The organism is Vibrio sp. M260118, assembly GCF_036533755.1.
Lineage (GTDB): Bacteria > Pseudomonadota > Gammaproteobacteria > Enterobacterales > Vibrionaceae > Vibrio.
Map to the genome: position 1 here is coordinate 1 of NZ_JATABG010000410.1, position 2,931 is coordinate 2,931.

Here is a 2,931-nt window from a genome sequence, read left to right on the forward strand (position 1 = left end):
AATATCACTAAAGCCTGTTCCCTGTTTCCATAATCTGAATACTAGATCTTTTTCGTCCTGAGTAAATGTACGTTTTGCTCGCTTCATCATTAGTGCCTGTGCAAATCAGTATTTTAGTAAAACTGTTGCAATGACCAATTGAATCTACAGACGCCTTTTTTAAAATCTCTTTCTCCATGCGTAACTCTTTGACTTCTTTGCGGAGTCTCTTGAGTTCGTCACGCTCATCATCAGAGAGCTCAATGCCTTCTAACTGGGCTTTGACTTTTTCTTTCCACTTGTATAGAACGGTTGATGTTACACCGACAGCCTCAGCAGCTTGGGCTACGGTATAACCTTGCTCTCGCACTAATAAAGCGACGGCCTCTTCTTTAAATTCCTTAGGATAGCGCTTGTAAGCTCTTTTCTGAGTCATTATTCACCTCATTGATATGACAAGTATTGTCTCTCAATTCAGTGTCCGGTTCCATTAGACCAGTACAGTTTGTCTCGTCGTACAAAAACGAACAAAGCCTGCAATTTATGCGAACATATATTGCAGGCTTCAAATGGGTGGAAGCCCCAGCCACATCCCGGCACACAAGTCACTCGCTGCGGCTGCTTCCTTCCGGACCTGACCGAGTTCACGAGCTATTGTTGCGGGAGGACCAGGGCCTCCATAGATTCTGTTTCCCGAGCATCGCTAGGGAGTGATGGGATTATCAAGTATCCCGATGGGTATTTCAAGTCTAACTGGCGAGAAAACTCGTCTTTTCGATTCAACTGCTTAGTGAGTAACCATTAATCAAGACCGTAGACTACTTTATCTCCAACATCATCTTCATTAGCACTCGATTTGTGATAATGCTTGTTCTGGTACATCGCCTCATCGGCATCATTAAGTACCTCTTGTAGTGTCATAATCGTTCGCCTAGGGAACGAGACGCCCATCGCAATTGAGATCGTAAACTCTAGCTGATGATCGGCAGAGATAAACGGCACTGACTTGAGCTTATCAATAACACCCTGTGTACGTTGCTTGTTGAGATGACCTATCAATATATATTCATCGCCACCAATTCGATAACTGTGTCCGCCCCATAACTCTTCAACATGGTTAGCGACACACTTCAATACTTGGTCTCCAATCTCGTGGCCATAGGTGTCGTTGATATGTTTAAAGCGATTAATATCCAAATAGATAACCGTAAGATCCGCATGCACGCCACTTCTAAATCGTTGATGCATTGCGCGGCGGTTCTTTAACCGTGTTAGTGAATCGGTATTCGACTGGCTATGAAGGTACATAGAGACAATCAGCATAAAGCCGAGAACCATCACGAACAGAATGCTGCTTTTGCGCGTAAATGCCTGCTCCGCCTGCAACGTCGCACGCCAATTGGGTTGATAGTCATAACGTTCAATAATTGCTTCGGTATCAATCATTTTAATCGCCCGATCAAACAGTGGGGCTAACTGGGCGCCTACCTCGTTCTTGGCAAAACCAATCGCAACACTTGAACGATAAAAAGTACCAATCATTTGGTCTTCTTCTAGCGGAAGTAAGTTCTCGGCGTCACGTAATCGCTTATTAAAAGCAGCTCGGCTTATTGCGATATAGTCGATCTTGCCATCAAGTAACGCGGTGTGCATTTCCTTCGACGTGACAAACGTTGTGAGTTCTTTGTTTGGTAGAAGTTGAGACAGCAAACCAGCAAAAAAGTCATCTTTTAGTACACCGATATCTTCAACAATCAGCTCAGAGACATTGCTGTAAACATTGTTTTTGTACCCCTCTCGTTTAACCATCACCACTTCAGGGAAGTAATAAGGCTCGCTGAACTCGGCAATTTCTCTTCTCTGCTGAGAGGGAATGATTGGCGCCAAAATATCAATTTTCTGAGCGATCAGGTCTTGATACATACTTTCCCAAGACTCATTAACGTCATTCACTATTTGGCACTTGAGCATCAAAATGTCACACGCCTGAGCGACTACATCCGCACTGATCCCCCTAACACTTCCTTCGCTGTCAGGCATAGCGTATTGGGCGACATGTTCGAACTTAACTCGATAAATTTTGTTGAGATTAAGGTTGCTATCAATGACCGACTGACGCAACGCTTGCTGACGTAACTCAAATTGATACTGCTTAACCGACTCTCTGATACGCTTTTGTACCGATGCGCTGTGAATGTGCTGTTCAAAAACGAGCAGCAAGTCTCGATGCGCATTCTTTGGCGCTATAATAGAAACAGGCTTAATTGAAATCTGATTATTGAGTAATTGAGCGTCGTAACCCGCTAACAGCATCGGCTTAAGTTGGTTTATCGCATCAACAACGCCATCCACTTGACCGCTTTCCAATAGTTCTCTCGCTTGGCTGTGACCTGTGTAAATGACTTGCTTGATGTGGGGAAAGTTTGCGGCAATTAAATCACCATAAATTGTACCTTCGGGAATGCCGATAACTTTTGCTGTATCGAGTGTGGCGTTGCTTGAACTATATAGATAGGTATATTCGATGTTTGTTGGCCGAGAAAAATCGTAAATAAGCGCTCTTTCCGGTGTATAGGTCACATTAGCGGCGAAGTCAGCCTGACCTAGCTCAACGGCTTCAAGGATTTCGCTAAAACTAGGGTAGTAAACATAGTCAATTTGGACATCAAACTGTTCAGAAAGCGCATCAAATAGAGTACGAGTGACAAAGTCATCAGCCTCTATGCCCACCTTGTAGATTGCACGGCTTAATGCGTTGGACGAAAAAACAACACTAAGAATAATTAGAGCCGTTCGCCAAAATAGTCCCATGCCCACACATCCCTTTTTGCGCCAATATTTAAATCATTTGTTAACAAATTCGCCATCCCTTAGCGAAAATGTACAAATTTGCGACAATCCTGACACAAACAGTCACATATGCCAAGTACACATATCGCACTGTTAGCATAG

1 protein-coding gene, 1 other RNA gene and 1 pseudogene are annotated in these 2,931 nt (G+C 43.7%); all 3 read right to left on the reverse strand.

The window, feature by feature from the left end; genetic code table 11:
• Nucleotides 1-154: 154 nt before the first annotated feature.
• Nucleotides 155-415 (reverse strand): annotated as a pseudogene (locus tag QTO00_RS17595) (transposase); the annotation flags it as partial.
• Nucleotides 416-556: 141 nt separating this feature from the next.
• An RNA gene (ffs, locus tag QTO00_RS17600) (signal recognition particle sRNA small type) lies at nucleotides 557-653 on the reverse strand.
• A 127-nt stretch (nucleotides 654-780) separates the two neighbouring features.
• Nucleotides 781-2,790, reverse strand: coding sequence for a GGDEF domain-containing protein (locus tag QTO00_RS17605; RefSeq protein ID WP_331425932.1), 2,010 nt, complete (start codon nucleotides 2,788-2,790; stop codon nucleotides 781-783).
• Nucleotides 2,791-2,931: the final 141 nt, after the last annotated feature.

What these genes read in the sequence shown, in the direction of transcription:
- QTO00_RS17605 (WP_331425932.1), bottom strand. Translation starts at nt 2,790, where the DNA reads ATGGGACTATTTTGGCGAACGGCTCTAATTATTCTTAGTGTTGTTTTT.